This is a genomic window from Streptomyces sp. S186 (assembly GCF_051603415.1).
Classification (GTDB): Bacteria; Actinomycetota; Actinomycetes; order Streptomycetales; family Streptomycetaceae; genus Streptomyces.
This window is the reverse complement of sequence record NZ_CP193932.1, coordinates 5,149,467-5,172,068: the sequence shown is the minus strand read 5'-3', so window position 1 is coordinate 5,172,068 and position 22,602 is coordinate 5,149,467. Positions and strand designations below refer to the sequence as shown.

Annotated in this window: 17 protein-coding genes and 1 tRNA gene; 8 read left to right on the top strand and 10 right to left on the bottom strand. The window is 74.1% G+C overall.

Annotated features, from left to right (window positions below; translation table 11 throughout):
* Positions 1-235: 235 nt before the first annotated feature.
* Entirely contained in the window at positions 236-1,600 is a 1,365-nt protein-coding gene (locus ACRAS8_RS22280) for an FAD-binding oxidoreductase (protein WP_438487753.1), read from the bottom strand.
* Between the two features lie 101 nt (positions 1,601-1,701).
* On the bottom strand, positions 1,702-2,859 hold the full coding sequence (gene hppD / locus ACRAS8_RS22275) for a 4-hydroxyphenylpyruvate dioxygenase (protein WP_438487752.1): 1,158 nt from the start codon (positions 2,857-2,859) through the stop codon (positions 1,702-1,704).
* A gap of 129 nt (positions 2,860-2,988) precedes the next feature.
* Between hppD and ACRAS8_RS22270 the strand changes: the two genes are divergently transcribed.
* The 6 genes from ACRAS8_RS22270 (at position 2,989) to ACRAS8_RS22245 (ending at position 7,918) form a co-directional block, all read left to right on the top strand.
* Positions 2,989-3,456 (top strand): Lrp/AsnC family transcriptional regulator, encoded by a 468-nt coding sequence (locus ACRAS8_RS22270; protein WP_026247941.1) that lies wholly within the window; start codon positions 2,989-2,991, stop codon positions 3,454-3,456.
* Between the two features lie 77 nt (positions 3,457-3,533).
* Positions 3,534-4,181: an ABC transporter permease gene (locus ACRAS8_RS22265; protein WP_438487751.1), complete on the top strand. Its 648-nt coding sequence runs from the start codon at positions 3,534-3,536 to the stop codon at positions 4,179-4,181.
* A 76-nt stretch (positions 4,182-4,257) separates the two neighbouring features.
* Entirely contained in the window at positions 4,258-5,490 is a 1,233-nt protein-coding gene (locus tag ACRAS8_RS22260) for an ABC transporter ATP-binding protein (protein ID WP_438490568.1), read from the top strand.
* Positions 5,487-6,335: an ABC transporter permease gene (locus ACRAS8_RS22255; protein WP_438487750.1), complete on the top strand. Its 849-nt coding sequence runs from the start codon at positions 5,487-5,489 to the stop codon at positions 6,333-6,335. Before ACRAS8_RS22260 ends, ACRAS8_RS22255 begins: the two co-directional genes overlap by 4 nt.
* Positions 6,332-7,333: a glycine betaine ABC transporter substrate-binding protein gene (locus ACRAS8_RS22250; RefSeq protein WP_438487749.1), complete on the top strand. Its 1,002-nt coding sequence runs from the start codon at positions 6,332-6,334 to the stop codon at positions 7,331-7,333. The genes ACRAS8_RS22255 and ACRAS8_RS22250 overlap by 4 nt, the downstream gene beginning before the upstream one ends.
* 159 nt (positions 7,334-7,492) lie before the next feature.
* The gene (locus ACRAS8_RS22245; RefSeq protein ID WP_438487748.1) at positions 7,493-7,918 is read left to right on the top strand and encodes a hypothetical protein; all 426 of its coding nucleotides are present in this window, start codon (positions 7,493-7,495) and stop codon (positions 7,916-7,918) included.
* Positions 7,919-7,949: 31 nt separating this feature from the next.
* On the opposite strand, the gene ACRAS8_RS22240 is transcribed toward ACRAS8_RS22245, so the two are convergent.
* The 4 genes from ACRAS8_RS22240 to ACRAS8_RS22225 form a co-directional block, all read right to left on the bottom strand.
* A complete protein-coding gene (locus ACRAS8_RS22240) occupies positions 7,950-8,738 on the bottom strand; it encodes a S16 family serine protease (RefSeq protein ID WP_438487747.1) in 789 nt (262 codons plus the stop codon).
* Between the two features lie 138 nt (positions 8,739-8,876).
* Positions 8,877-9,518, bottom strand: coding sequence for an IclR family transcriptional regulator (locus ACRAS8_RS22235; RefSeq protein ID WP_438487746.1), 642 nt, complete (start codon positions 9,516-9,518; stop codon positions 8,877-8,879).
* Between the two features lie 304 nt (positions 9,519-9,822).
* Positions 9,823-11,616: a DEAD/DEAH box helicase gene (locus tag ACRAS8_RS22230; RefSeq protein ID WP_438487745.1), complete on the bottom strand. Its 1,794-nt coding sequence runs from the start codon at positions 11,614-11,616 to the stop codon at positions 9,823-9,825.
* A gap of 127 nt (positions 11,617-11,743) precedes the next feature.
* Positions 11,744-13,399: an MFS transporter gene (locus tag ACRAS8_RS22225; protein WP_438487744.1), complete on the bottom strand. Its 1,656-nt coding sequence runs from the start codon at positions 13,397-13,399 to the stop codon at positions 11,744-11,746.
* 161 nt (positions 13,400-13,560) lie between these two features.
* Between ACRAS8_RS22225 and ACRAS8_RS22220 the strand changes: the two genes are divergently transcribed.
* Positions 13,561-14,424 carry an alpha/beta fold hydrolase gene (locus ACRAS8_RS22220; protein WP_438487743.1) on the top strand — a complete coding sequence of 288 codons (864 nt, stop codon included), beginning with the start codon at positions 13,561-13,563 and terminating at the stop codon, positions 14,422-14,424.
* A gap of 123 nt (positions 14,425-14,547) precedes the next feature.
* Positions 14,548-14,619 (top strand) — tRNA-Cys (locus ACRAS8_RS22215).
* Between the two features lie 558 nt (positions 14,620-15,177).
* On the opposite strand, the gene ACRAS8_RS22210 is transcribed toward ACRAS8_RS22215, so the two are convergent.
* The 4 genes from ACRAS8_RS22210 to ACRAS8_RS22195 all read right to left on the bottom strand — a co-directional run bounded on the left by ACRAS8_RS22210 (position 15,178) and on the right by ACRAS8_RS22195 (position 22,563).
* Entirely contained in the window at positions 15,178-17,526 is a 2,349-nt protein-coding gene (locus ACRAS8_RS22210) for a xanthine dehydrogenase family protein molybdopterin-binding subunit (protein ID WP_438487742.1), read from the bottom strand.
* 100 nt (positions 17,527-17,626) lie between these two features.
* Positions 17,627-19,774, bottom strand: coding sequence for a 2Fe-2S iron-sulfur cluster-binding protein (locus tag ACRAS8_RS22205; RefSeq protein ID WP_438487741.1), 2,148 nt, complete (start codon positions 19,772-19,774; stop codon positions 17,627-17,629).
* The gene (locus ACRAS8_RS22200) at positions 19,771-20,667 is read right to left on the bottom strand and encodes an FAD binding domain-containing protein (RefSeq protein ID WP_438487740.1); all 897 of its coding nucleotides are present in this window, start codon (positions 20,665-20,667) and stop codon (positions 19,771-19,773) included. The genes ACRAS8_RS22205 and ACRAS8_RS22200 overlap by 4 nt, the downstream gene beginning before the upstream one ends.
* 237 nt (positions 20,668-20,904) lie before the next feature.
* Positions 20,905-22,563, bottom strand: coding sequence for a beta-N-acetylhexosaminidase (locus ACRAS8_RS22195; RefSeq protein WP_438487739.1), 1,659 nt, complete (start codon positions 22,561-22,563; stop codon positions 20,905-20,907).
* Positions 22,564-22,602: the final 39 nt, after the last annotated feature.

Genomic DNA, 22,602 nt, shown 5'->3' with positions numbered 1-22,602 from the left:
CTCCTTGCGGGGTCGGATCACCAACCGGCGGTGACGGCGCGGCACGTGCCTGGTGCCGGTGGCGAACACGTTGACGCGTGTCATCCTCGATGACGTTCGACCGCCCGCAAGGGTTGCCCGGCACGGCCCCGGTCCAGCGGACACCACACCTGGCTGGGACCTGTCCGGTGAGTCTTCTGAGTCTTCGTGGATCAGGCCACGACGTGGCGGTGCCGTAGACCGCGAGGGGCTCGGCCTAGAACACCTTCCCCGGGTTCAGGATCCCCAGCGGGTCGAAGACCTGCTTGATGCCGCGGTGGAGGGCGACGGTGTCGGGGCCGAGTTCGCGGGCCAGCCAGTCCTTCTTCAGGACGCCGACGCCATGTTCGCCGGTGATGGTGCCGCCGAGGCGGAGGCCGAGCGCCATGATCTCGTCGAAGGACTCGCGGGCGCGCCGCTCCTCGTCCGGGTCGGCCGGGTCGAAGCAGACCAGCGGGTGGGTGTTGCCGTCGCCGGCGTGCGCGCAGACGCCGATGGTGAGGTCGTGCTTCTCGGCGATGGCGGCGGCGCCCGCCAGCATCGTGGCGAGCTGCGAACGCGGCACGCAGACGTCGTCGATGAGCATCGCGGGCTTGATCCGCTCCAGGGCGGTGAAGGCCAGCCGCCGTGCCTGGAGGAGGAGTTCGGACTCGGCGGCGTCGTCGGCGGGGACGACCTGGGTGGCGCCGGCCGCCTCGCACAGCGCGCCGACCGCGGCCAGGTCGGCCGCCGGGTCGGGGGTGTCGAAGGCGGCCAGCAGCAGCACCTCGGTGGTCTCCGGCAGGCCCATCTGCGCCATGGCGTTGACGGCGCGGACGCTGGTGCGGTCCATGAGTTCGAGGAGGGAGGGGGTGTGGCCCTGGGCCATGATCCGGCAGACCGCGTCGCCGGCCGCCGTCACCGAGTCGAACTCGGCGACCAGGGCGAGCTGTTGGGGCGGCGCGGGCTTCAGTGCCAGGGTGGCGCGGACGACGACGCCGAGGCTGCCCTCGGAGCCGACGAAGAGGCGGGTGAGGTCGTAGCCGGCGACGCCCTTGGCGGTGCGGCGGCCGGTCGTGATCAGGCGGCCGTCGGCGAGGACGACGTCCAGGCCGAGGACGTACTCGGCCGTCACGCCGTACTTGACGCAGCACAGGCCGCCGGCGGCGGTGCCGATGTTGCCGCCGATGGTGCAGGACTCCCAACTGGAGGGGTCGGGAGGGTAGTAGAGGCCGTGCTCGTTGACGGCGCGGGAGAGGACGGCGTTGACGACGCCCGGTTCGACGACCGCGATCCGGTCGACGGGGTTGATTTCGAGGATGCGGTCCATCTTGACGAGGGACAGGACGATGCAGCCGTCGGTGGCGTTGGCGGCGCCGGAGACGCCGGTGCGGGCGCCCTGGGGGACGACCGGGACGCGCAGCTCGGTGGCCGTCCGCAGCACGTGCTGGACCTGCTCGACGGTGCGCGGCAGGACGACCACCGCGGGGGTGCCGGCGGCACAGAAGTTGGCCATGTCCCGGGCGTAGGAGCCGGTGACGTCGGGGTCGGTGAGCAGCGCTTCCGCCGGGAGCCCGGCGCTCAGGCGTTCGATGAGGTCCATGTCCTCAGCGTCGCACCCGCAGGCCGTGCACGGAAGATCGTGTACGGCCCACGGAGTGGCCGGGAAGCGCCCTACGGAGCGGCCGGGAACAGGCGCCGCGTTCAGAGGTTGCCGCGCCGGTCCTGTTCGCGCTCGATGGCCTCGAAGAGGGCCTTGAAGTTGCCCTTGCCGAAGCCGAGGGAGCCGTGCCGCTCGATCATCTCGAAGAAGACGGTCGGGCGGTCCTGGACCGGCTTGGTGAAGATCTGGAGCAGGTAGCCGTCCTCGTCGCGGTCGGCGAGGATCTTCAGCTCGCGCAGCTCGTCGAGGGGGACGCGGGTCTCGCCGACCCACTCGCCGAGGGTGTCGTAGTAGGTGTCGGGGACGTCGAGGAACTCGACGCCGGCGGCTCGCATCCGGCGCACGGACGCGACGATGTCGTTGGTGGCCAGCGCGATGTGCTGGACGCCGGGGCCGCCGTAGAACTCCAGGTACTCGTCGATCTGGGACTTCTTCTTGGCGATGGCCGGCTCGTTGAGCGGGAACTTCACCTTCTTGGTGCCGTCCGCGACGACCTTGGACATCAGCGCCGAGTACTCGGTGGCGATGTCGTCGCCGACGAACTCCTTCATGTTGGTGAAGTGCATGACCTTGTTGTAGAAGGCCACCCACTCGTCCATCTTGCCGAGCTCGACGTTGCCGACGCAGTGGTCGATCGCCTGGAAGAAGCGCTTCGCCGGAGGGGCGACCAGCGGCTCGGTGGCGACGAAGCCCGGCAGGTACGGGCCGTCGTAGCCGGAGCGCTCCACCAGGGTGTGCCGGGTCCGGCCGTAGGTGGCGATGGCGGCGCGGACGACCGTGCCGTGCTCGTCCTTGGTCTCGTAGGGCTCCGTGAGGCCCCGCGCGCCGTGCTCGACGGCGTAGGCGTACGCCGCGCGGGCGTCCGGCACCTCGATGGCCAGGTCGATGACGCCGTCGCCGTGCGCGGCCACGTGGTCGGCGAGGAAGCGGCCCCACTCGGTGGCCGGCTTGACCACGGAGGTGAAGACGAAACGGGCCCCGCCGGACTCCAGGACGTAACTGGCCGTCTCGCGGCTGCCGGTCTCCGGGCCCTGGTAGGCGACGCGCTTCATACCGAAGGCGGTGGAGTAGTAGTGCGCGGCCTGCTTGGCGTTGCCGACGGCGAAGACGACCGCGTCCATCCCCTTGACCGGGAAGGGGTCCGCCTGCCGGGCCGTGGCGGGGGTGGTGGGCTGGGTGTGCATCGTGGTCTCTGCCATGTCCGCAGAGTCCCGCCGATCCACAAGGTGCGCAATAGTTTGTGTAATCGCTGGGCATTGTGTACAGCGCTCCGGCGGTTCGGCCGGGCGTTCTGTGCATGATGACCATCGGAATCGGAGGTGGCGGCCGTGGCGATCGATCATTTGGACGGGGCGCTGCTGGAACTGCTCGCCCGGGAACCGCGGATCGGCGTGCTGGAGGCGTCCCGCCGGCTGGGGGTGGCCCGCGGGACGGTGCAGGCGCGGCTCGACCGGCTTCAGTCGAATGGCGTGATCAGGGGGTTCGGGCCGGACGTGGACCCGGCGGCGCTGGGCTATCCGGTGACCGCGTTCGCGACCCTGGAGATCAAACAGGGCCAAGGCAGCGACGTACGGGCCCACTTGGCGTCCGTACCGGAAGTGCTGGAGCTGCATACAACGACCGGACACGGGGACATGCTCTGCAGGCTCGTCGCGCGGTCGAACGCCGATCTCCAGAGGGTTATCGACCTGGTCGTGGGCTTTGATGGGATTGTGCGGGCATCGACGGCGATTGTCATGGAAAATCCGGTTCCGCTCCGGATCATCCCGCTGGTGAAGCAGGCCGCGGGAGGCTGACGGCGGCGGGCGCCCCGGCCGCTCGCGGCCGCTCACGGGGCGGCCGGGAGCGGGCAACGGACGGCAGGAGGCGACGGGTGAGCTTCTGGGAGTACGTCGGCAGCCGGCACACCCAGCTGCTGACGGACACGTTCCAGCACGCCAGCGCGGTCTTCCAGTGCATGGTGATCGCGACGGTGCTGGGCGTCGTCATCGGCGTCGCCACCTACCGCAGCGAGTGGGCCGGGGCGCTGGCGACGACGGCCACCGCGACGGTCCTGACCGTCCCGTCGCTGGCCCTGATCGGCCTGCTGATCCCGGTCGTCGGCCTGGGCGTCGCGCCGACCGTCGTCGCGCTGACCCTGTACGGGCTGCTGCCGGTGGTGCGCAACGCCATCGTGGGACTACGCGGCGTGGATCCGGCGCTGGTGGACGCGGCCAAGGGGATCGGGATGTCGCGGGCCGCCCGGCTGCTGCGGGTCGAACTCCCGCTGGCCTGGCCGCCGATCCTCACCGGCATCCGGGTCGCCACCCAGATGCTGATGGGCATCGCGGCCGTCGCCGCCTTCGCCTCGGGCCCCGGCCTGGGCAACGAGATCTTCCGCGGGATCGCCTCGCTGGGCAGCGCCAACGCGCTCAACCAGGTGCTCGCCGGCACGCTCGGCATCGCCGTCCTGGCCCTCCTCTTCGACGCCGCCTACGTCCTGATCGGACGCCTGACCATTCCCAGGGGGATCCGTGCCTGAGCCGAACGGGAGCTACGGGAGCAACACCGCTGCTACGGAGCGGGCCGCGCGCCCGGCCGGCTCGACGGGCGCCGCCATCCGGCTGGAACACCTGACGAAGGTCTATCCCGGCAGCCCCGCCCCGGCCGTGGACGACGTCAGCATGGAGATCGGGGCCGGCGAGACGGTGGTCTTCGTGGGGCCGTCCGGCTGCGGCAAGTCCACCACGCTCAAGATGATCAACCGGCTGATCGAGCCGACCTCGGGGCGGATCCGGATCGGCGACGAGGACGTCACCGCGATCGACCCGGTCGGGCTGCGCCGCAAGGTCGGCTACGCCATCCAGGCGTCCGGGCTCTTCCCGCACATGACGGTGGCGCAGAACATCGCGCTGGTGCCGCGGATGACGGGCTGGTCCAAGGCGCGGACCCGGGAGCGGGTCGAGGAGATGCTCGACCTCGTCGGGCTGGACCCGGGCGAGTTCCACCACCGCTATCCGCGGCAGCTCTCCGGCGGCCAGCAGCAGCGGGTGGGGGTGGCCCGGGCGCTCGCCGCCGACCCGCCGGTGCTGCTGATGGACGAGCCGTTCGGTGCCGTGGACCCGATCACCCGCGACCACCTCCAGGACGAGCTGATCCGGCTCCAGCACGAGCTGCACAAGACCATCGTCTTCGTCACCCACGACTTCGACGAGGCGATCAAGCTCGGCGACCGGATCGCGGTGCTCCGCGAGCGCTCGCACATCGCCCAGTTCGACACCCCGGAGGCCATCCTCACCAACCCGGCGGACGACTTCGTCTCCGGCTTCGTGGGCGCCGGGGCGGCGCTGAAGCGGCTGAACCTGACGCGGGTGCGGGATGTGGGGGTGGTCGACTTCCCCACCGCGCAGCTCGACGACCCGCTGGAGTCGATCTTCGACCTGGTGCGGGACGGCGGCACCAACGAGGTGCTGCTGCTGGACCGGCACCGCCGCCCGTACAAGTGGCTGCGCCGCGGCGACCTCTCACGGGCCAAGCAGTCGCTGGCCCGGGCCGGCACCCTCGTCACCGACACGGTGACGCGGGACGCGACGCTGCGCGACGCCCTGGAGGCGGTGCTGACCGACAGCGCGGGCCGGGTCGCGGTCACCGGCCGGCGCGGCGAGTACACCGGTGTGGTCGACATGGAGACGCTGATGAACAACGTCCACGAACTGCTGGAGGCGGACCGGCTGGAGGCCCTGGAGCAGCAGCACCGGCTCCGGGCACAGCGCGCCCACCGGACCCAGCTCGCCCAGGAGGGCCTGGACGGCGCCGGCGGGCCCGAGGGCGGCGCGGGAGGGCGGGCGTGACGCCGGGCGCGGGCGGATCGGAGAGCGCGGGGCGGGAGGGCGCGGAGCGGGAGACGGCGTCCGGGACGGCGCCCGTCGGGGCCGCCGGGCCCGCCGCGCCCGGCGGGCGCCGGATCGGCTGGCGGAAGTGGACGTTCATGCCGGCCTTCCTGACCGCCGTGCTGCTGGCGACCTGGCTGTGGTTCCGCGGCGCCCGTCTGGACTCCATCGCGCACCAGGCGGTGGACCACGGCAAGGTGTGGCTGGCGCTGCGCCAGCACCTGGAACTGACCGGCCTGTCCACGCTGTTCGTGCTGGTGATCGCGATTCCGCTGGGCGTCGCGCTGACCCGGCCGCGGCTGCGCCGGGCCACCCCGCCGGCGATGGCGTTCGCCAACCTCGGGCAGGCGGTCCCGGCGCTCGGTCTGCTGGTGCTGCTGGTCATCTGGCTCGGCATCGGGGCGCGTTCGGCGCTCGTCGGCATGGTCGTCTACGCCGTGCTGCCGGTGCTGGCCAACACCCTCGCCGGGCTGCGCGGCATCGATCCGACGCTGACCGAGGCGGCCCGCGGGATCGGGATGTCCTCGCTGGGCGTGCTGGCCAGGGTCGAACTCCCGCTGGCCGTCCCGCTGATCCTCGCCGGGGTGCGGACGGCGCTGGCGCTGAACGTGGGCACCGCGACGCTGGCGACGTTCGGCGGGGGCGGCGGGCTGGGGGACCTGATCTCGGCGGGCATCATCACCCAGCGGATGCCGGTGCTGATCCTGGGCTCGGTGCTGACGGTGGCGCTGGCGCTGCTGGTCGAGTGGCTGGCCTCGCTGGCCGAACTGCTGCTGCGGCCGCGCGGGTTGGAGGTGGCGACGTGAGGGGGCGGGCGCGGGGGCGCCGGGGCGGGGCCGCGGCGGCCGGCGCCGTGCTGCTGGCCGCGGCGCTGCTCGGCGGCTGCGGGCTGGTCAGCGGCAGCCCGATGTCCGACGACGTCCGGCCCGGCACGGTGGGCCGGGGGCTGCCGCTGAAGGGCGCCCAACTCACCGTCACCTCCAAGGAGTTCACCGAGAACATCATCCTCGGCCAGATCATGGGGCTGGTGTTCAGGGCGGCCGGCGCCACCGTCGTCGACAAGACCAACATCCAGGGCACCATCGGCGCCCGGGAGGCGGTCCGCACCGGCACCGCGGACGGGATGTACGAGTACACCGGCACCGGCTGGATCACCCACCTCGGGCACGTCAAGCCCATCCCGGACCCGCGGCGGCAGTGGGCGGCGGTGCGGGACGCCGACCGCCGCAACGGCATCGCCTGGCTGCCGCAGTCCCGGCTGGACAACACCTACGCGCTGGCGCTGAACACCGCCAACGAGAGGAAGTACCGGCTGCGCACCCTCTCCGACGTCGCCGCGCTGCTGAGGAAGGACCCCGGCGCGGTCACCCTGTGCGTGGAGAACGAGTTCGCCACCCGCAACGACGGCCTGCCCGGCATGGCGCGGGCGTACGGCATGAACATCCCGTCCGGCAACATCCGCAAGATGACCGGCGGCGTGGTCTACACCGAGACGGCGAAGGGGACGTCCTGCACCTTCGGCGAGGTGTTCACCACCGACGGCCGGATCAAGGCGATGGGGCTGACGGTGCTGGCGGACGACCGGCACTTCTTCCCCAACTACAACGCCGCGCCGGAGATCAACGCCCGCAGCCTCGCGCGCCATCCGCGGATCGCCGAGGTCCTGGCCCCGGTCACCGCCGCCCTGGACAACGCCGTCGCCCAGCGGCTCAACGCCGAGGTGGACGTCAAGGGCCGGGACCCGCACCAGGTCGCCAAGGACTGGCTGCTGAAGGAGGGGTTCATCAGGGAGGGCGGCGGCTAGGGCCGGTCGTCGGACTTCCGTCGTCCGCCCAGTGAGGCGGGCGTGCGAAAAAGGACCCGGATTCCCGCAAGATCACGTATGGTGGCGCCACCCGAAAACGAACAAGTGTCGCAGTCGTCGCAGGGGCGGCCGCGACAGGGGGAAAGGGCAGAAAACTCCATGAAGGCATCCCGTATCCGGCGCGGCGTCGCCGGTGCCGCCGCCGTCGTCGCCCTGGCCGGGGCCGGCGTCCTGGCCGGCGCGCCGATGGCCGCGGCCAAGGCCAACCTGATCCACATCGACAAGGTCGCGCTGGACGGGGCGGGCCTGAAGGTGAACGTCACGTACTCCTGCGACACCGGCATGCACCACGAGCTGGTCGCCAACGCAGAACAGCTCACCTCGTCCAAGCTGGCGACGCGCGGCGCGGGCACGGTCAAGGGCGACAAGCTCGTCTGCGACTACGCCGACCACGTCGCACAGGTGCGGCTCAAGACGGCCGACACCCAGGGCTTCAAGAAGGGCGACGAGGTGAAGGTCACCGTCTTCTACTTCGACGAGGACGGCTTCCGCTACGCCGACCGTGAGGTCATCGCCACCGTCTGAGCGCGGCGCCGGCCGCCTTCGGGCCCTTGACTCAGTCGCCGGTGCAACTGGGCACCTTCCCGCCGGAGTTGAGGGCCTTGAGGGCGTCCACCGCGCCGTCGAGGGTGGCGACGGGGATCAGCCGCATCCCGGCGGGGAGTTCGGCGCGGGCGTCCGAGCACTCCGCGCGCGGCACGAGGAAGACGGTCGCCCCGTCGCGGCGCGCGGCCTGGGTCTTCAGGGCCACCCCGCCGACCGCGCCGACCGCGCCGTCGGCGTCGATGGTGCCGGTCCCCGAGATGATCCGGCCGCCGGTGAGGTCGTGCCCGGCGCCGTCGCCGTCCAGCTTGTCGATGATGCCCAGCGCGAACAGCAGGCCCGCGCTGGGCCCGCCGATGTCCGCCAGGCTCAGGGTGACCTTGACGTCCTTGGGGGACTTGCCCAGCCGGCCCAGCGCGGCCCGGGTGGCGCTGTCCTGCGACTGCTTCATCTGCTCGGCGTTGTGCTCGGCGATCTCCTCGGTGTTGTTGCCCACCGGGTAGACCGAGTCGCGCGGCATCACCGCCTCGTTGGTGCGGAACCACGCCCGGACGACGTCCGGCAGGTGGACGGAGGCGTCCGGCCCGGTGGCGGTGATGGAGGTCATCCGCAGCTGCCCGCTGGTGTCGCGGGTACGGGCACCGGAGACGGTGATCACCGGCTTGCCCTTGTCGTCGCCGAGGACGTTGGCCGTGACGCCCGGATAGGCGACCGAGTACGGCAGCGGCGCCAGGGCCGCGGTCACGAGGACGGCGAGGACGAGGGCGGTGCAGACCAGCAGGGCACGGGCGCGTGAAGACACCCCGCCACCCTAAATGACCCCCGCCCCGTCCGCCCCGAGCGGCGCCCTGGCCACACGGCAGCGCCACAGGGTCCCCACACGGGCCGCGTACGTGCCGCGGTTCAGCGCGGCGCGCCGGCCCAGCACAGCGCCGCCGGCTCAGCGCAGCGCCTCCGAGACCTCCCGGGCCGCGTCCACCACCCGCGGCCCGATCCGCTCCCCGACGTCGTCCGTCAGCAGCACCACGCCGACGCTGCCCTCTATGCCGCTGACCCCGAGCAGCGGCGCCGCGGCACCGCTGGCGCCGGCCTCCAACTCCCCGTGCGTCAGGGCGAGTCCGCCGTCGTGGAGGCGGCCCTGGCGGGCCTTGAGGATGGCCCGGCCGGCGGCCCCGCGGTCCAGCGGGTGGCGGAACCCGGCGCGGTAGGCGACGTGGTAGTCGGTCCAGGTCGGCTCGACGACCGCGACCGCCAGCGCCTCGGCGCCGTCGACGAGGGTGAGGTGCGCGGTGGCGCCGACGTCCTCGGCGAGCGAGCGCAGCGCCGGCAGCGCGGCCTCTCTGACCAGCGGGTGGACCTGGCGGCCCAGGCGCAGCACGCCCAGCCCGACCCGGGCCCGGCCGCCGGCGTCCCGGCGCACCAGGGCGTGCTGCTCCAGTGTGGCCAGCAGGCGGTAGACCACGGTGCGGTTGACGCCGAGCTTCTGCGAGAGCTCGGTGACGGTCAGCCCGTGGTCGGTGTCGGCGAGCAGTTTGAGGACGCGCAGTCCTCGGTCGAGCGTCTGGGAGGTCTCTGCGGTCACGACGCCCCTCCTGGAGTGAGTGGCGGCGTCCGTACGCGGAGCGCTGTTCGTCCCGGAAACAGCGCCCTGGAGCCGCCGGCCGCTGTGCACCGGCTGTGCTCCGCGGCGGCGCTGCCACGGGGCGTGTGCGTGTCCGGGACAGTAGCGAGCTGCTCCGGTCAGCGGAAGAGTCCGTCCAGAATCCGGGCGTCGCCGCCCGGAATATCCGGGCTCGTCCGCACCGTGGGCCGCCCTCGGAGGCACCAGGATGCGCCACCCCGCTGCGGGGTGGCAGTGCTGCCCCTTAGAACCCGCGGCACGCCGCTCAGCGCATCCGCGTCGCCCACTCCCGCACCTTCCGGATGCGCTCGTTGAGCTGCCCGGCCGTGGCCTCCGCGCTCGGCGGGCCGCCGCACACCCGGCGCAGCTCGGTGTGGATCACCCCGTGTGGCTTGCCGCTCTGGTGGACGTAGGCGCCGACCAGCGTGTTGAGCTGCTTGCGGAGCTCCAGCAGCTCCTTGTGCGTGACCACCGGCCGCCGCTCGGCGGGGATTTCCAGCAGGTCCGCCTCGCTGTCCGGCTTCTTCCGGCTGTGCGCTATCTGCCGGGCCTGCCGCTTCTGGAGCAGCAGCTGCACCTGGTCGGGCTCCAGCAGCCCGGGGATGCCGAGGTAGTCCTGCTCCTCCTCGCTGCCCGCGTGCGCCTGCATGCCGAACTCGGCGCCGTCGTAGAGCACCCGGTCGAAGACCGCCTCCGACTCCAGCGCCTCGAAGGAGAACTGCTCCTGTTCGCCGGTGTCCTCGTCCTGCTGCTTGTTCGCCTCGTCCATCTCCTTCTCGGACTCGGCGTACGGGTCCTCCTCGCCGTCCTTCTTCGGCTTGTCGAGGACGTGGTCGCGCTCGACCTCCATCTCGTTGGCGAAGCCGAGCAGCATCGGGACGGTGGGCAGGAAGACCGACGCGGTCTCGCCGCGCTTGCGGGACCGCACGAAGCGGCCGACGGCCTGCGCGAAGAACAGCGGGGTGGAGATCGTGGTGGCGTACACCCCGACCGCCAGCCGGGGCACGTCCACGCCCTCGGACACCATCCGGACCGCGACCATCCAGCGGTCGTCGGAGTGCGAGAAGTCGTCGATCCGCTGCGAGGCGCCCGCGTCGTCGGAGAGGACGAGGGTGGCGCCCTCCCCGGTGATCTCCCGGATGAGTTTGGCGTAGGCCCGGGCCTGCTCCTGGTCGGACGCGATGACCAGGGCACCCGCGTCCGGGATCCCCTTCCTGACCTCGGTCAGCCGCCGGTCGGCGGCCCGCAGCACGTTCGGAATCCACTCGCCGCGCGGGTCCAGCGCGGTGCGCCACGCCTGGGAGACGGCGTCCTTGGTCATCGGCTCGCCGAGCCGGGCCGCGATCTCGTCGCCGGCCTTGGTGCGCCAGCGCATGTTGCCGCTGTAGGAGAGGAAGATCACCGGGCGGACGACGCCGTCGGCGAGCGCGTTGCCGTAGCCGTAGGTGTAGTCCGCGGACGACCGGCGGATCCCGTCGTTGCCCTCCTCGTACTGGACGAAGGGGATGGGGTTGGTGTCGGAGCGGAACGGGGTGCCGGTCAGCGCCAGCCGCCGGGTCGCCGGCTCGAACGCCTCCAGGCACGCCTCGCCCCACGACTTGGAGTCGCCGGCGTGGTGGATCTCGTCCAGGATCACCAGGGTCTTGCGCTGCTCGATGCGGTTGCGGTGCAGCATCGGGCGGACCCCGACACCGGCGTAGGTGATCGCGATGCCGTGGTACTCGCGGCCCAGCGGGCCGGCGCTGTACTCCGGGTCGAGCTTGATGCCGATCCGGGCCGCGGCCTCCGCCCACTGCTTCTTCAGGTGCTCGGTCGGCGCGACCACCGTGACCTGCTGCACGACGTGGTGGTGCAGCAGCCACGAGGCGAGGGTGAGCGCGAAGGTGGTCTTGCCCGCGCCGGGCGTGGCCACGGCGAGGAAGTCCCTGGGCTGGGTCTGGATGTACCGGTCCATGGCCGCCTGCTGCCAGGCACGCAGCTTGTTCGCGGTACCCCACGGGGCCCGCCCCGGGAAGGCCGGGGACAGGTGATGACTGTTGGTGGCGCTGGTGGTAGTCACGGTCTCCGTCGGCTGAGGTCGGCGATCGGCAACCGCGTCAGCCTACCGGTGCGCCGTCGGCCGTCCGGGGCGTACGACCCCCTCCCACCCGGGGGTGGGAGGGAGGTCACATCGGCCCGCCGGGCGGTCACCGGCCCCCGGCCCGGCCGGTCTTCGGGCGCAGCCGGGCGGAGACCAGCGCACCGGCCGCCGCCACCGCCGCCATCGCGGCGAAGACGGCCAGGAAGGCCGCGGGGTGGGTCGTCGGATCGTCGGCCGCGGTGGCCGCCGACGCGGCGCCGGCCGAGGCGATCGAGCCCCCGCCGAAGGCCGCGAACAGCACCCCGCTGACACCGACGAACGTCACATTGCCCAGCGCGTCGGACATCTGCAGCGAGGCGGAGTTGCTGCCCGCCTCCTCCGGCCGGGAGAGCTTGAGCAGCAGCACGCCGCCGCTGGAGATGTTCAGCCCCATGCCGAAGCCGCCTATCGTCCACGCCGCGGCCACCGTCCAGACCGGCACCCCGTCGACCAGCACCAGCGGCACCAGCACGATCGCCGTCGCCAACAGGGCCATGCCCAGGCCCATCAGCCGCTCGCGGTGGGCGTCCAGCCCCGGGCGGCTCTGCACGTACGAGCCGAGCGCCCAGGTCAGACCGCCGCCGGTCAGGGAGAGACCGGCGAGAGTGGCGGACAGCCCGCGCTGGGTGACCAGCAGCAGCGGGATGAAGCTCTCGGCGGCGACCAGCGCCCCGGCGGCCAGACCGCGCATCAGCACCACCGTCGGCAGCCCGCGGCCGGCCCGGAACGTGCCGCGCGGCAGCAGCCGCACGATCGCCGGGGCCAGCAGCGCCAGCCCGACGGCGGCCGGCAGCAGCGCGATCCAGGCCGGGTGCTGGCCCGCGTACTGCAGCAGCGACGCGCCCACCGCGACGGCCAGCGCCAGCCGGCAGCGGCGGCTGCCCAGGATCTGCCGGAGGCCGCCGTCCGGCGCCGGGGCCGTGCGCGGCAGCTTGCGCAGCGCCGGCAGCATCACCCCGAGCGGCAGGAGTATCAGCACGGGTATGGAGAGGAACACCCAGCGCCAGCCGAGCTGTTCGGTGACCGTCCCGGCGACCAGCGGGCCGACGATCACCGGCACCACCCAGGCCGCCGAGAACGACGCCATGACCGCCGGCCGCAACCTCTCGGGATAGCCGCGGCCGACGACGACGTACAGCGCCACCACCGCCAGACCGCCGCCCAGACCCTGCACACCGCGTCCGGCTACGAACATCCCCATGCTCTGCGCCCCGCCGGCGATCACCAGCCCCGCGCCGAACGCCGCTATCCCGCTGAACAGCGGAGCCAGCGGCCCGCGCCGGTCGCTCCACACCCCCGAGAGCGCCATCGCGAACAGGCTGGCCGTGAAGAACGCCGAGAAGGCGAAGGCGTAGAGCCCGATGCCGTCGAGGGCCCGGGCCGCCACCGGCATGGCGGTGTTCACCGCGCTCGCCTCGAAGGCGATGAGGGAGACGACGGAGATGATGCCGAGGGTCAGGGCACGGTGCTCCCGGCCGAGGACGCCTCCGGAGCCCTCCGCCGGCGGAGCCGCGGGCGGGGTCCGTTCCCCGGCCCCGGGCACACGGTCCGCTTCCGGGGCCGTGGTGGTGAGGTCGGTGGCAGGTGCGGAGGTGCCGGCGGTGGCGGGTGCGGCGGTGCTGGCGGTGGCGGGTGCGGCGGTGCTGGCGGTGGCGGGTGCGGCGGTGCTGCCCGGCGCGGCCGCGGGGGCCGCGTCCGCCGGGCTGGAGGGGTCAGCGGTCATCGGGCCAGCGTAAGGGCCGTACCGGCGCTGTGCCCCTGTCCGGAGTCGGGGATTCCCTCGGCCATCGGTCCTACGCCGCGGTCCGTGGCCGCCCCCGCATCCGCCCCCGCCACGGCGCTCCGGTCGCCGGGCGGCAGCGCACCCTCCGGCAAGCTGTCCGTATGCCGCACTTCCGCACCTACGACGCCGCCGAGCTGCACTACCGCGTGCTGGGCCCCGCCGACTCATCGCTGCCTCCCCTGGTGTGCCTGGCCGGCGGCCCGGGCCGGGACGCCGCCTACCTGGGAGACCTCGGCGGCCTGGCGGAGCACCGGAGGCTGATCGTCCCGGACAGCCGCGGCACCGGCGCCTCCCCCGCCGCCGCGGACCCCGGGCGGTACGCCTTCCCGCACCTCGCCGAGGACGTCGAGGCCCTCCGCGCCCACCTGGGCCTGGCCCGCTTCGCCCTGCTGGGCCACGACGCCGGGGCCACGGTGGCGCAGGCGTACGCCGCGGCCCATCCGGAGCGGCTGACCCGCCTGGTGCTGGTCTGCCCCGGCTCCCGGCTCCAGGGCGAACTCCCCGACGACGCACGGGAGATCTTCGAGGCCCGCCGGCACGAGGAGTGGTGGCCGCGGGCCGCGGCGGCGGTCCGGGAACTGACCGAGGCGTCCGACCTGGCACAGGTCCGCGCGCTGCGGTACGACGCGGCACCGCTGGCCTACGGGCGCTGGGACGCGCCGCAGCGGGCCCACGCGGCCACCGAGGGCGCGCAGTTGGGGCCCGTACCGCGCGCCGGCTTCTGGCAGGGCGTGGACGAAGCCACCCGGCGGGCACTGCTGGCGGGGCTGCGGCACGCCGGCTGTCCGGTCCTGGTGGTCACCGGCGACCGGGACGCCGTCGCCGGGATGCGCGCGGGCGAACTCGTCGCCGCCTCCTTCCCCGACGCCCGGCTGCGCCCGCTGCACCTCGTGGGCCACTACCCCTGGGTCGACGAACCGGACCTCTTCCGCCCGCTCGTCGAGGAGTTCCTCCACTCCCCCTGAGCCGGCCGGCCCACCGGCCACCGCCCTTACGTGAACCGCGTGTTGCAGCCTCATGGCAGCCCGCCCGCCACCCTTGCCCGGCCCCCCACCCGGCCGCCTACAGTCGGAGACGCACCGCATCCCGGCCGTGTGCCCGAGTGGTTCAGGGACTCGCCTGCAAAGCGAGTTACGTGGGTTCGAATCCCGCCACGGCCTCTGACAGCCTGACCCCGCCGCGCCCCGGCCGGGGGTCCGGGGGTTGGCCCCCGGGAAAGCACAGCGCGGGTTCGATCCCCGCCACGGCCTCCCTTCGCCTAGCGCCTTGGCACAGCGTGCGCGGGCGCTTCGGCGTAGTCGTCCGGCGGCGGCACCGACCACCGCGGGGACCGCCGTCAGGCGCGCCGGCAGGCTCCGGACCGCGGCGACTCCCCTGTCGCGCCCGCGAGTTCGGGCCCTGTCGGCTCCCGTGCCGCCGTGTCCCCATCCCCCGTGCAGTGCACGCATTTCGATCTCCCCCTCGCATCCGGCGGCACCTGCCGCCGGTCGACCGTCCGCCGGTCGCCGGCAACGTCGCTCTCGCCCTCGACGTCGTCGCCGTCACCGCTCACCGGCGCCGCGCGCGGATTCGCACGCTGAAAACAACCGTAAGTGACAGCACTGACAATCGCCGTGACGGAGAGTGAAATCGCAGGTCGCGGGAGGTGCGCCGATGCGCTCAGGTCGACGAGACCGCGCGGCGCGGGGCCGTGGCCGCCCCCGCGCCGCGCGGCGAGGTCACTGCGGCTGCGACATCGCCGGCGTCTGCACCGGCTGCGCCACCGCCGCCTGGGGCCGGATCGGCAACCGGCCGATCGGCCGGCCGGTGGCGGCGCGGACCGCCGACGCGACCGCGGCCGGCGCGGTCACCACCGGCACCGCGCTGGCCGCCTTGGCGCCGAACGGCGCGACCACGTCACGCTCCTCGACGAGCTTGACGATCCGGATGTCCGGGGCGTCCAGCGCGGTCGGCAGCGCATAGCCGGTCAGATCGGGGTGGCGGACCTGGCCGCGGGTGGTGCGGAGGTTCTCCATCAGCGCGGCACCCAGCCCCTGCGTCACCCCGGCCTCGATACGGGCCCGCAGCTGACGGGGGTTGAGCACCCGTCCCACGTCCTGGGCCACGGCCATCTCCACCACCCGGACGGTGCCCAGCTCGATGTCCACGTCGGCGACACAGCGGATGGCGCAGAAGGCGAGGCCGACGAACGCGTCGCCCTGCCCGGTCTCGTCCAGCGGCTCGGTGGGATGCGGCCGGCACTGGGCGGTGGCCCACAGTTCCTTGCCGTCCAGCGCCTCGGCCACGGTGGTGCTGAGCACCCCGTCGTACGAGGTGATCTTGCCGTCGGCGATCTGGAGCAGCTCGGTGGACATCCCGAACTTGTGGGCCAGCGGCTGGAGGAGCTGGGTGCGGACCATCTTCGCGGCCCGCTCGACGGCGCCGCCGGAGACCCAGGTGTGCCGGCCGTGGCAGGCCCGCCCGGCCGGGGGCTGGTCGGTGTCCACGCCCGCGACGTGCACCTCGTCGACGCCCAGGGTCTCCTGGACGATCTGCCGCGCCAGCGTGGAGAACCCCGAACCGGTCTCCACCGCCGCGCAGATGACGGTCGCGACCGAGCCGCTGACCTTGACCGTCGCCGTGGACACCTCGTCGGCGCCCTCCGCACCCAGCATGTGCACCATGCCCAGGGCGTAGCCGACCCCGCGCCGGACCGCGCCCGGTTCGCCGGCGCCCTCGGGGCCGCCCGGCAGCAGCCACTCCGCCTCGGGGGTGTCCTTGGGCAGCTCGGGCAGCGGCTCCTCGGTGACGGCGCGCAGCAGCTCGGCGACCGGGGCGGGGCAGGTGACGGTCTGCCCCGTGGGCAGCAGGTCGCCGGTGGCCATGACGTTGCGCCGGCGGATCTCGTCCGGCTCCAGTCCCAGCTGGGCGGCGAGCTTGTCCATCTGGCCCTCGTAGGCGGCGCAGACCTGCAACGCGCCCTCGCCGCGCATGTGCCCGGACGGCGGGTTGTTGGTGCGCACCGCCCAGCCCTCGACGACGGCGTGCGGGACGACGTACGGGCCGCAGGCGAACGAGACCGCGGCCGCCAGCGCCTCGGCGGAGGTGTCCGCGTAGGCCCCCGCGTCCATCAGGATCTGCGCCTCCACCTTGACCAGCTTGCCCTCGGCGTCGGCGTGGTGGCGGTAGCGCAGCAGCGTCGGGTGCCGGTGGGCATGCGCGAGGAAGGACTCCTCCCGGGTGGCGGCCAGCTTCACCGGGCATCCCGTACGGAGCGCCAGCAGCCCCAGGGACAGCTGGATGCCGGGGTCCTCACGGTCCGCGGTGGCGCCGGGCACACCGGTCACCACGACCTTGACCTGCTCCCGCTCCAGGCCGAAGGAGGCCGCGGCCAGATCGCGGTCGCCGTGCGGGTCCGTGGAGGCCGTGTAGATCTCCACCCCGCCGTCCGGGCGCGGCACGGCGAGGCCGGCCTCGGCCCCGATGGGCGCCGGGTCCTGGCGGCCGATCCGGTAGAAGCCCTCGACCATCACCTCGCCCACTGCCTCGGCATCGCCGAAACGGAGCGGGATGTGCCGGACAAGGTTGCCGTCCGGGTGCAACGGCTCGGCCTCGAAGGCGAGTTGGGGGTCGGTGACGGCCTCCAGGACCTCGTACTCGACCATGATGGCGGCGGCGGCCAGCCGGGCCGTGTCGGGGTGGTCGGCGGCCACCGCGGCGATCGGCTCGCCGTGGTAGCGGACCTCGTCCCGGGCGAACACCGGCCGGTCGGCGGTGCCGCGGCCGTACCCCTTGTCGCCGGGCACGTCCTCGTGGGTGACGACGGCGTGCACGCCCGGCATCTCCGTGGCGTGCCGGGTGTCCACGGAGCGGATCCGCGCCCGGGGGTGCGGGGAGCGCAGCACCGCCGCCCACAGCAGGCCCTCGGCCCACAGGTCGGCGGCGTACGGGAAGGTGCCCTCCGTCTTGGCCCCCGCGTCGGCGGGCATCAGGGAGACGCCGAGCCCGTGCGGCGGCGGCTCGACGGGGATCTGGACGCCCGCCGCGGGCGTCGCGGTCACCGCGCCGTCAGTCGTTCCGCTGCTCATGCCGAGACCTCGCTCCGCTCGCCCCGGCCTGCGCGGGGCGCGCACCCGTCGACGGTCCTCACCCGGCTGCCGGCCGGGGGGAATCCGATGCCGCGCTCACTCATCCAGCGCCTCCCGGCTGCGGATCCTGGTTGTGCGGTGCCCCGTCCATCGGGTCGGCGGGTCCCGCCTGGTGGGGGATGCGGGCGGTCTCGGCCGGTGCCTCCGCGGCGACGGCCTCGGCCGCCTCGGCGGCCTCCGCACGGGACTTCACGACGTCGGCGACGGCGTCCAGGACACCGCGGTAGCCCGAGCAGCGGCAGAGGTTGCCGCAGAGCGCCTTGCGGGTCTCCAGCTCCGTGGGAGCGTGGTTGCCCTCCAGGAGGTCGTGCACCGTCATCGCCATGCCCGGTACGCAGTAGCCGCACTGCACCGCCCCGGAGGCGGCCAGGGCCTGCTGGACGTCGGAGGGCACGCCGTTCTGCGCGAGCCCCTCGACTGTGCGGACCTCGCTGCCGGCCGTGGTGGCGGCGGGCACCAGGCAGGAGGCGACCAACCGCCCGTCCACCTGGACCGAGCAGGCCCCGCACTCCCCTTGGGAGCAGCCGTCCTTGGCCCCGGCCAGGCCGAGCCGCTCGCGCAGCACGTACAGCAGCGACTCGCCGATCCAGGCGTCCTTGACCGGGCGGTCGATGCCGTTGACGCGCAGCATGTAGGAGGCCGACGGGTGTTCGTCGTGGCTGTCGTGGCCGTCGAGGACGGCCGGGGCCTCCGCGGCCTCCGGGACGTCCGGCGCGGCGGCACCCTCCGGGGCGGCGGGGGGCGGCTCGGGCGCGGGGGGCGCCGTGGCGGCGGCCGCGGCGTCCTCGGTGTCGTGGGCGGGCGAGCCGGCCGGCGCTTCGGCCGTGGCGGGGGCCGGGCCGGCGGCGGGCGCGCCGAGTTCCGCGGCGGGCTCCGCCGGGTGGTCGGCCTGCGCGGCGTCCGGCGCGGGCGCCTCGGGGGCCTCCGCGGGCCCGGGCGGGCCCGCCGGCTCCGGGCCGCCGTCCGGGGCGTCCTGAGCGGCCATGGCCGCGGCAGGGGCCGGCGCAGGGGCCTCCGGCGCCGTGAGGGCGCCGTGGGCGTCGGGCGTCGCGGGCCCGTCGGCGGCGCGCTCCCCGGCCGGCGTGCCGGGGTCGGCAGCTGGAGCGGCGGGAGCACCGGATCCGGCACCGTGGTCGACGACACCGAGGTCGGCGACACCGAGGGCGAACTCCCCCGTGGTGTCGTGCTGTTCGCCCTGCACCACCGGGACCGACCAGCCCTCGGCGCCCGCCGGGGCGGGCACCTCGGTGGCGGTGTCCTGGCCGGCGGTCCCGTCCTGCGGATGGGTCCCCCGGGCCGGCGGCCACTGGGCCAGCGCGTCGGCGGGCAGCGACCAGTGGCCGGTCGCACCGCCCGTGGGCGCCGCCGTGGCAGCCGGTGCGTACGGGTCGTCGGCGGGCGCGGGGAACGGCTCCTCCGCGGCGCCGCCCTCCTGGGCACCGGTGGCACCGTCCGCGTCGACGGTCCCGGTGGCCCCGGCGGTCCCGCCGGTGGCGTCGAGGCCGGCGGTGAAGTGCCAGTGGCCGGTGGCGCCGGTCTCCCCGGAGCCGGTCCGGCCGGCGGCCCCGTCGCCGCTCTCGTAGGGCACGCCGGGGTAGCCGCCGCCCTGGTAGGCCGCGGCGCCGCCGTGGCCGGCCAGGCGGTCGTCGCCGACCCGGTACTCGCCGGACTCCTCCAGGACGTCGTCGGCCGCCGGGACGCTCCACGTGCCACCGGCCGCCTCCGGGCTGCCGGCGACCGGCCAGTGCACCTGCTCGCCGCCCCACGGCTGGGCGCCCTCGGGGGCGTTGGCCTGATAGGCCGCGGCGGAGTCCTGGTGCGGCGCGGCCTCCTGCCGTCCCGCGGGATCGGAGTAGCCCGCCGCGGGGTCGGCGTAGCCGGTGGACGGGTCGGCGAACGGCATCGTCCACTGCCCCGTGGCCGCCGGGTCGGTGCCCGCGCCCGGTACCGGGGGCACGGCGGAGTGCGCGGGGAACGAGGCCGGCGGGGTGTAGCCGTGGCCGGGCGCGGCCAGCGGCTCGGCGCCCGGCGTGCGGTAACCGGCGCCGTACGCGCCGGTGGTGAAGCCTTCGGGGAGCTGGACGAAGGCGGTGGCCTCCGACTCGTACTCGCCGCCCGGGGGCAGCGGCTGCCAGCCCTGCTCGGGGTGCGGCGGCTGCTGCTGATGGCGGTTGTCTGGATCGCTCACGAGAGCGCCCTCCCAAGTGCGCGGCGGGCCAGTGCTGCCACCGTACGGCGCAGGTGCAGGGCGGCCGGCGGCAGGGTCGCCGGTTCGGTGCCGTCCTGCGGCGGCGCCGGGTCGGGGATGCAGGCGGCGGCCACGTAGTCGCCGAAGGCGGCCAGCGCCTCGGGGACCAGGCCGCGTTCACCGTCCCAGTCGATGAGCGAGGCCACCCACTGCTCGGCCTCCAGGGGGCGCAGCGGCATCGCGGCGACCGCGCCGACCGCGCAGCGCACCGAGCGCCGGGCCGGGTCCAGGACCAGCGCGACGGAGGCGGTGGCGCGGCCGGGGCCGGTGCGCCCGGTGGCCTTGAGGAACGTCTGCGGGGCGTGCAGCAGCGGAACCCGTACGAAGCCGACGAGTTCGCCGGGGCTCAGCATCTCGCGGCCGGTGAGCAGATGGCTGACCGGGATCTCGCGGCGGGCGCCCCCGGGTCCGGCGATGATCACCGTGGCCTCCAGGGCGGCCAGCACCGGGAGGGTGTCGCCCGTGGGGGCGCAGCTGACGATGTTGCCGCCGAGGGTCCCGGCGTTGCGGATCTGCGGCGGGCCGGCCGCGCGGGCGGCGGCGGCCAGACCGGGAATCAGGGCGGCGAAGTCGGGGCGCCCCATACGGGCGAGGGTGAGGCCGGCGCCGAGCAGCGCATGGCCGTCGAGGTACTGCCAGCCGCGGATCTCGCTGATCCGGCCGAGGCCCACCAGGCCCGCGGGTCTGAGGAGTCCGGCGTTGACCGCCGCCATGAGATCCGTGCCGCCCGCGACGGGCACGGCGGCGGGCATGGCGGTGAGTGCCGCCACCGCCTCGTCGAGCGAGGCCGGCAACGTCACCGATTGCGACGCGTGCGGTGCGTGCGTGGTCAACCCAGCTGCCCCTTCCCCGGTGTCCCGGCAGTTCCGCTCCGCCGTACGGTACGTGCTCACGGCCCGGACGTGGCAACTCTGGCACATCTTCGCGGACCCGGTACGCGAGGGTGCGCGAAGCGGTGTTCCGTCCCCTAAGAGGGCGCCGGGCCCTGTCCCGTTTCGTCCGCCGGTTCCGGTGAACGTGCTCCACCGTTGCAGGGTCCGGCCGGACGGGCGCCCCGCTTGCCGGGGGGCTCACACGTTTGGGGGCGACCCGTCGAAGGGGCGTCCGAGGATGCCGGGGCGACGCTGCCAGGGGCGGGGGCCGCCGGGCGGGCGGTAGTCCACGCCGAGGGCGTCGAGGCGGGCGTAGTGGTCGGTCATCCGGCGGGTGAAGTCCTGGTAGTCGCGGGCGGACGGGACGGGCAGCCGGGACCAGGCGACCTCGGCGAACGCGGCCAGCCGCGGGAAGACCTGGTAGTCGAGGCGCTGCGGGCTGTCCATGACCTCGGTCCAGGCGTTGGCCTGGGTGCCGAGGATCCGCGCGGCCTGTTCGCCCGTCAGCTCCGGTGGCACCGGCTCGAAGCGGTAGACGTCCTCCAGGGTCCGCACGTACCCGATCGGCACCGGCTCGTCCGGGGAGGGGTCCTGACGGTGGTCCAGGTACACCTGCTGCTCGGGGCACATGACGACGTCGTGGCCGGCCTTGGCCGCGGCGATCCCGCCGGCGTAGCCGCGCCAGGAGGAGACCGTCGCGCCTTCGGCCAGGCCCCCTTCGAGGATCTCGTCCCAGCCGACGAGCCGCCGGCCGCGGGCGGTGAGCCAGCGGTCGAAGTGCCGCATGAACCAGCTCTGCAGGCCGTCCTCGCCGTCCAGGCCCAGTGCCGCGATCCGGTCCTGGGCGGTCGGCGAGGCGCGCCACTGGTCCTTGGGGCACTCGTCGCCGCCGAGGTGCACGAACGTCGACGGGAAGAGCCCGAGGACCTCCTCCAGCACGTGCTCGTAGAAGCGCAGGGTGTTGTCGGTGGGTGCCAGTACGTTGGGGTTGACGCCCCAGGTGTCCCAGACCTTCAGGGAGGTGGTGTCGATGACGTCGGTGTTGCCCAGTTCGGGGTATGCCGCGATGGCGGCCTGGGAGTGGCCGGGGATATCGATCTCGGGGACGACGGTGATCTGCCGCGCGGCGGCGTAGGCGACGATCTCGCGGATGTCGTCCTGGGTGTAGTGGCCGCCGTGCGGGCGCGGGTCCCACAGCGGCGAGTCGCGGTGGCCGAGCCGGCTGCGCTCGCGCCAGGCACCGATCGCGGTCAGCCGCGGATACCGCAGGATCTCGATCCGCCAGCCCTGGTCGTCGGTGAGGTGGAGGTGCAGGACGTTCAGCTTGTGGGCGGCCATCAGGTCGAGGTAGCGCAGCACGCCGTCCTTGGGGAGGAAGTGCCGGGCGACGTCCAGCATCAGGCCGCGCCAGCGGAAGCGGGGGGCGTCCTCGACGGTCTGCTCGGGCAGGCCCGGTGTGTGCCGCGGGCCGAGCGGGGCGCGCCGGAAGGCGGCGGGGCCGAGGAGCTGACGGAGCGTCTGGGCGCCCCAGAAGACGCCGGCCGGGCCGCCGCCGGTGAGGCGCACGCCCCAGCGGGCGTCGGCGTCGAGCCGGTAGCCCTCGTCGGGCAGGGCCGGGTCGAGGGCGAGCGCCAGGGTGTCCGGTGCCTCGGCGGAGCCGGGCGGCAGCGGCAGGGCGAAGGCGGCGCCCAGCGTGGCGCGCAGCCAGCGGGCGGTGTCCTCGGTGCCGGGGGCGGCGGCCAGCGCGGTCTGCGCGCCGAGCCGCACGGTCCGGGGGCAGGCTCCGGCGTCGCCCAGGTCGCGGCTGAGCGGGGCCGGGATCAGACCCGTGGGGGGTGCGGTCTCCAGATCTGTCACGACGTCAGTCTTCACCGCGCCGCCGCGCGGAGAAACCCG

Bases quoted from the DNA above. Each gene is read 5' to 3' on its own strand.
- ACRAS8_RS22225 (WP_438487744.1), bottom strand. From the start codon at position 13,399: ATGACCGCTGACCCCTCCAGCCCGGCGGACGCGGCCCCCGCGGCCGCG.
- ACRAS8_RS22210 (WP_438487742.1), bottom strand. From the start codon at position 17,526: ATGAGCAGCGGAACGACTGACGGCGCGGTGACCGCGACGCCCGCGGCG.
- ACRAS8_RS22280 (WP_438487753.1), bottom strand. From the start codon at position 1,600: ATGGACCTCATCGAACGCCTGAGCGCCGGGCTCCCGGCGGAAGCGCTG.
- ACRAS8_RS22220 (WP_438487743.1), top strand. From the start codon at position 13,561: ATGCCGCACTTCCGCACCTACGACGCCGCCGAGCTGCACTACCGCGTG.
- hppD (WP_438487752.1), bottom strand. From the start codon at position 2,859: ATGGCAGAGACCACGATGCACACCCAGCCCACCACCCCCGCCACGGCC.
- ACRAS8_RS22245 (WP_438487748.1), top strand. From the start codon at position 7,493: ATGAAGGCATCCCGTATCCGGCGCGGCGTCGCCGGTGCCGCCGCCGTC.